Annotated in this window: 5 protein-coding genes; all 5 read left to right on the forward strand. The window is 57.3% G+C overall.

Annotated elements, in window-relative coordinates:
* Positions 1 to 197: 197 nt before the first annotated feature.
* Positions 198 to 2,066, forward strand: coding sequence for a glycosyltransferase (locus BMON_RS06630; protein WP_033513532.1), 1,869 nt, complete (start codon positions 198 to 200; stop codon positions 2,064 to 2,066).
* Positions 2,067 to 2,272: 206 nt separating this feature from the next.
* A complete protein-coding gene (locus BMON_RS06635; RefSeq protein ID WP_161786349.1) occupies positions 2,273 to 3,574 on the forward strand; it encodes a polysaccharide pyruvyl transferase family protein in 1,302 nt (433 codons plus the stop codon).
* A gap of 76 nt (positions 3,575 to 3,650) precedes the next feature.
* Positions 3,651 to 4,487 (forward strand): ABC transporter permease, encoded by an 837-nt coding sequence (locus BMON_RS06640; protein WP_033513534.1) that lies wholly within the window; start codon positions 3,651 to 3,653, stop codon positions 4,485 to 4,487.
* Positions 4,488 to 4,490: 3 nt separating this feature from the next.
* Positions 4,491 to 5,822, forward strand: coding sequence for an ABC transporter ATP-binding protein (locus BMON_RS06645; protein WP_051917977.1), 1,332 nt, complete (start codon positions 4,491 to 4,493; stop codon positions 5,820 to 5,822).
* Positions 5,823 to 5,912: 90 nt separating this feature from the next.
* The coding region (locus tag BMON_RS06650) for a UDP-galactopyranose mutase (protein WP_034885370.1) at positions 5,913 to 6,812 on the forward strand (900 nt) is incomplete at its 3' end.

Genomic DNA, 6,812 nt, shown 5'->3' on the forward strand with positions numbered 1-6,812 from the left:
CGAGAATAATAAACACGTACAGTATATGTACCGCTGCAACGGTCGTAGTAATCGTAGAGGTTTTCTTTTGCGAAAGAGCCCGAAGAGATCTAGTGAAGACTCTTGTGTTTAGTACCAGATGGAGTCTTGGCATCTTGTTCCGGTACCCCCTGTTCGGTAACATGCGTAGGGATAGTTTGCAGATAAAGGGGTGTGGAGTGCCAACCATGAAATTTGCCAGCGTGCTGCTGGAGAAGAATCCGCGTTCGTTGAGTTACCCTTCGCTGTATTGCAAGGCCGACGGGGACGTTGTGGAGGATAAGACCGACGGGGCCTGGTTGCTGTATGACAAGGGGACATATGATTTCTCGACGTACTTCAATTCTCTGTCGGTGCAGAAGCTTCAGCACTACACGCGTGCGACGAAGTACGTGCTGCATTTGGAGCTCAAAGGTGCGGGGCTGACCGTACAGCAGACCAAGGGTGGCGTATTCTCAGCACACCCCGAACCGGTAGGTGAGCCGCATGCTCTGGCCGCGAGCGATGCGTGGCAGACCATGGATATCGATCTGCACATCGATCATGACGCCGTGATCGTCGGGTTCATCATCGAGACCGAAGGGCGTGTGGCTCTGCGCAACAGCTACTATGCCCTCGAGGTGGAGGGCGATCTTCGTCCGGTCGAGTTGGCCCTGGCCACCACGACGTTCAAGAAGGAAAGCTATATCAAGCGCAATATCGGACTGATCAAGGGCAACATCCTTGCCGGAACGGACGATATCGCGAAGCATTTCCACATGTACGTCATCGACAATGGTCGGACGCTGGATGTGGATGAGCTGAGTGACGAACATGTCACCATTCGACCGAATGAGAACGTTGGTGGAGCTGGCGGATTTACAAGAGGCATGCTTGAGGCCATGGGTCAGGAAACCCCGGCGACTCATGTGCTGCTCATGGATGATGATGTGGCCGTGTCTCCGGAGAGTATCAAGCGCACGTATAATCTTCTGAGGATTCTCAAGGACGAGTATGCCGATGCGATGATCAGCGGCGCCATGCTCAACTACGAGGTCGGCGAGGATCAGTGGGAGGACACCGGTTATATGGCCGATGGCGGTTCCTTCACTCCCGCTAAGCCACCGCTGCGTCTGACGCAGTTCGAAGATGTTGTGTATAACGAGGCCTTCAAGGTCCCTAAGAAAATTCGCCCTGAGCAGCGATACGCTGCATGGTGGTATTGCTGCATCCCCACGGCCGTGATTAAAGAAGAGGGACTTCCGTTGCCGGTCTTCGTGCGTTGTGACGACGCGGAGTACGGCACGCGCTGCCACCGTGAGCTGATCACGATGAACGGGCTATGCATCTGGCATATGTCCTTCCATGTACGGTACAACGCCGCAGTGGAGCGCTACCAGACCACCCGCAATACCATGATCGCGCAGTGCACGACTGGGTTCGCACCGAATTCCGACTTCATGCATGAGCTGCATAACAATATCCGTTTGGAGCTCAAGAAATTCGGTTATACGAATGCCAAGCTGTGCCTCGACGCTTTCGAAGATTTCCTCAAGGGGCCGAAGTTCATTGCACAGCCTGGAGCGGCGGAGGAATCGTTCATGCGAGCCAACCGCGATAAGGAAGCATTGGTGTCGTTCGATGAGCTCCAGCAGCAGGCGGAGAGCCTGCATATCGATGGATTCGACGTCAACGACATTACGCGGCAGATCGTTGACGGTGACCGTCCTCGCACCGTACCGCAACGACTTCAGGATTACATCACGAATAACGGTCAGCGTTGGATGAAGACCGAGGGTGAAGGATACGCGGTTATCCCGCTGCTCGGTTGGGTGTACCCCGCGGGCATCATCAGGGGCAAGAAGCACCTCATCGTGATTGATTGGTACAACAAGAAGGGCGCCATTCGCACGAAGAGCGCGAGTGAGTATAAGCAGATTGTTGAACGGTACGCGCGCGATTTGCGCTATTACAAGCGCAACATCGAGCGTCTCCGTGCCGAATACTCTGCTGCTCGCGATGAGTTGACCTCGGTAGTGTACTGGAAGAACTATCTGCAGATGGACTGAGGTTCGTGCAATGCCATCTTTGGGTGATCCGGCTGCCGGCGCCATCGTGCCCGTAACGGCAGCCGGTCTTGCCGGTTGCATTCTCTGCCCAAAACAACGGATATGTCATGCCAGTGGGACACCGTTCGCATAAGATGCTGGTATGCGACTGAATAATGTCTTGCGCCATATCGTGCCGTTGTCCAATGGTGCATTTTCACCGACGTATGAATCGTGTCGATGCCCAGTTAAGTGAGTTGGCGCAGGCCATCGACGCGGTACAGCATGAGACCGTATCTCTCCGGAAACAGCTCGACAGTGTGGGGCTCATCGAGATTAAGCACAATCGGGCGTTTTATCTTGTTGCAGAGCCGGGACATCCCAATTATGGCGACGAGTTGATCGCACGAGAGTGGGTCCGCTATTTAGCTCTGCGGCACCCCGATGTTCCGGCATATATCGATTGTGCGAGACCGGGGCCGGCTGCAGCCATACTTCGTGGTGAACATCCTCGGCTTTCTGTTGTCGATACTCTCGCCTGTCTGACAAGAGAGAACGAGTTCGCGGGCGGCGATGTCCGGAATCAGCACACTCGTGATATTGCGCGATTCGTCGTTCAAGCGCTGCACGACGAAGGGAAGGCGGCGCGATATGCCTCCGGTATCGAACTCCTACGGTCCGCGGTGCGATCCGTACATGTTCTTGGAGGTGGGTACCTCAACAGTATGTGGCGTGTGAACTTAGCTCGTTTGTCTGTGGCGGCGTGGGCCAGAGGCCGCGGCGTTCCGGCTGTCGCAACCGGGATTGGACTGATGCCCCTACAAGAGCCCGATGATTCCTTTGTCCGCGAAGCAGCGGCCTCGTTCCTATCGTTCTCCGTACGTGATGCGGAGTCATACCGAGCTGTAATGGATTCGCGTTCCCCGCAACAGGTTGGTGATCAGATCCAGGAGATGGCGCAGACGCAGATTTCCCTGGCGCCTGATGATTGTTTCGTCAATGCATTGGATCGCTGCTATGCGCCGCCCGAAGGCCTGCCTGACACCATGGTGTGTGTGCAATCCGATTTTGTGGATGACGCGGCGGCGCTGCACAGGCATGTTATTGCTACGTTGAATTCGTGGGAAGTGGGGCGGGGGGCGATGGTCGGAGTCGTGGAATGCAACCCTTATGTTGACTATCCCATCGTCGAATCCCTCAAGGCGGCCTGGTATCGTGTCGCATTTTTCCCCCTCGCTTCCCTCTTGCGAGAAGGGTTTCCGGCACGAGCGGGACAGCGATGGCTGACCACACGGTACCATCCGCATCTTCTTGCCGCGGCACAAGGTTGCACGGGATCATTCATCACCGTTGGCGAGCGGTATTACGCCATCAAGCACCGCGCGGTGCTTCGTATGGGTTCTCATTGGACGAATTCCGTTATCGGCACCACTGGCGTCCTTCCGGGATCTGGATTTGAAGACTCCGGTGTACTTCAGGAGTATTCCCGGCAGATTCGCAAAGCCGCAGACGTGATCTATCATGAGTGACTATTGTGGTGACTTCGTGATGTTATGAGGTGTCTGGGTGGTGGTCCGGGGGAAGACCGCTGATAGGATACGAACCGTGAATAATTTGGTCAAAAGGATAGCCGATAGGTATCGGTATGCGTGGACGGTTCTGCGCGGACTGGTGAAAACGGATTTCAAGCTCCGTTACCAGGGGTCGTTCTTGGGTGTCGCGTGGTCGGTGCTCAAGCCGCTCATGTTGTTCTGCGTCATGTACATCGTGTTCGCGAAGTTCCTGCGTATGTCTGATGGCACACCGACTTACTCGGTGGTGTTGCTGTTGGGCATCAGCTCCTGGCAGTTCGTCACGGAATCGACGAATGTCGGTCTGCGCTCGGTGGTCGATCGTGGCGACCTGTTGCGCAAGATTCATTTTCCCAATTACATCGTGGTCGTATCGGCGACGGTCGGCGCGCTCATCAGCTTCGGCATCAATCTCATCGTTGTTCTTGTCTTCGCCCTGGCGTCGAAAGTCAGGTTCACCTGGTGGGTTCTGTTGCTGCCGATCAACGTCGCCCAGCTGTATGCCGTCACCCTGGCGCTGACGTTGCTTATGGCGACGTTGTATGTCTATTTCCGCGACATCGCCCATATCTGGGAAGTGGTGCAGCAGCTCATCTTCTATGCGATGCCGATCATCTACCCGCTGTCGTATGTCATGAAGCGCGGTGGGTTGTACTCCGACTTGGCCCAGTTGGCGTTGCTGAATCCGTTCGCACAGACCATCCAGGATATCCGGCACAACTTCATCGCGCCGGATACGCAGCCCACCATCTGGGGTGAGTTCAGCAACTGGGGCATAAAGCTGACCCCGGTGATCCTCACGGGATTGCTGCTGTGGCTTGGTATTTATCTCTTTAAACGCAACAGCCGCAAATTCGCGGAGGTGATGTAGACGATGGCACAACAGCAAGAAACCGGGGTGTTCCGCAGAGACTTCTCAAAGGCTCCGGTCATCCTCTCGGTCGACCATATATCGAAGTCGTTCAAACTGCCCACCGAGCAGGCGACAGGTCTGAAGCAGGCCGCAATCAACTGGACCAGGGGCATCAAGGGATTCCGCAGGCTCAGTGTGCTCAGGGACATCAGTTTCGATGTACATCAGGGCGAGTTCTTCGGCATTGTCGGTCGTAACGGCGGGGGCAAGTCCACCCTGCTCAAGCTGATTTCGCAGATTTACTATCCGGAGACCGGCAGTATTCATGTCACAGGCAAACTCGTGCCGTTCATCGAGCTTGGCGTCGGCTTCAACCCCGAGCTCACCGGGCGTGAGAACGTCTATCTCAACGGTGCATTGCTCGGGTTCACACATGAGCAGGTCGATGCGATGTATGACGATATCGTTGATTTCGCCGAGTTGCAGGACTTTATGGATCAGAAGCTCAAGAACTACTCCTCGGGCATGCAGGTCAGGTTGGCGTTCTCTGTCGCCATCAAAGCCCAGGGCGACATCCTCGTCCTCGACGAGGTTCTCGCCGTCGGCGATGAGGCGTTCCAGCGCAAGTGCAGCGATTTCTTCACGGAGATCAAGAAGGATCCCACCAAAACGGTCATCCTGGTGACCCACGATATGAATTCGGTGAAGAAGTACTGCACCCGGGCGATGATGATCTCCGATGGCGAGGTCGAGGCCGTCGGAGATCCCGAAACGGTATCGCAGCAGTACACGCTCGCCAACCTCGAAGCCGAGCACAAGGCGGAGCAGGAGCGTCAGGAGGCACGTGGCGGATATCCCAACGGGCTCAATGAACATTGCCCGATACTGCGTACCATTCCGGTCTCTTCGCCAGTATGCACCGGTGAGGAGCCTTTCGTTTTCGACGTCGAGTATCAGTACGACGATCCCGGTGATTTCTATCTGGCGATTGCGGTGCACGACGTGCGACGCGGCGGCATCACATACGACACCGGAGCGAAGGTCCTGAAAGTCAAGGAACATGGCCATCACACCATCAGGTTCAGCATGCCTCTGGGGCTGTTCAACAACGGTGAGTTCAGGATCATCACATCTTTGAGAACCCCTTTGTCGAATAACCCCAAAGGTACCGATGCCGTGGGCGTTGCCTTGGATGAGAACTCCTGCAGTTTCGCGATTCGCAACAAGAGGAACGAGAACTACGCCCTGCTGAGTCAGCGCGCATTGCATATCATGCCGATGGATGCAGACCAGATCACTGTGGTGCCCAACACCACGCCTGGTTGGGAGGATGTGGCTGAAGCTGCCAAGTGAGCACGGGCGGTGAACCGAATGTGAGCGTGCGGCCCGCGAGTCGCACAATAAGTATGATGTCAACGAATGAGAGGATTTCGGATGGTTGATATGTCGGGTGACGTGTTGGATGGTGTGGATCTGGTGGTGGTGGGCGCGGGCCTGTACGGCCTGACGGTCGCGCAGCAGGCCGCGGAACGCGCCCGGGCCCGCGTCCTGGTCATCGACGTGAGAGGCCACATCGGCGGCAACGCGTACAGCAGCATGGACGAGAGGACGGGCGCGGAGATCCACCGGTACGGCGCCCACCTGTTCCACACGTCCAACCCGCGCGTGTGGGAGTACGTCAACCGCTTCACGTCGTTCACCTCCTACACGCACCGCGTGTACACGACGCACCGGGGCGAGGTGTACCCCCTGCCCATCAACCTGGGCACCATCAACCAGTTCTTCCACGCCCACTACACGCCCCGGCAGGCCAAGGAGCTCATCGAAGGCCAGGCGGGGGAGCTGGCGGGCAGCGACCCGTCGAACCTCAACGACAAGGGCGTGTCCCTGATCGGCCGGCCCCTGTACGAGGCGTTCATCAAGAACTACACCGCCAAGCAGTGGGACACGGACCCGGCCGACCTGCCCGCCGGCATCATCAAACGCCTGCCGGTGCGCTTCGACTACGACAACCGCTACTTCAAGGACACGTGGGAGGGCCTGCCCGTCGACGGGTACACCGCGTGGATGGAGCGCATGGCCGCCGACCCGTTGATCCGCGTGCAACTGGACACGGACTTCTTCGACGCCTCCCAGCCGGTGAACCGCGACGCGGTCGTGGGCCGGGTGCCGGTGGTGTACACGGGCCCCGTGGACCGCTACTTCGACTACGCGCTGGGGGATCTGAAGTGGCGGACGGTGGACTTCGACGAGGTGCGCTACCCGGAGGCCGACCACTACGGGTGCCCGGTGATGAACTTCGCCGACCCGGACACGCCGTMCRGCGCCCTCGCGGACGCCGTC

The sequence above is a fragment of the Bifidobacterium mongoliense DSM 21395 genome (genome assembly GCF_000741285.1).
Classification (GTDB): Bacteria; Actinomycetota; Actinomycetes; order Actinomycetales; family Bifidobacteriaceae; genus Bifidobacterium; species Bifidobacterium mongoliense.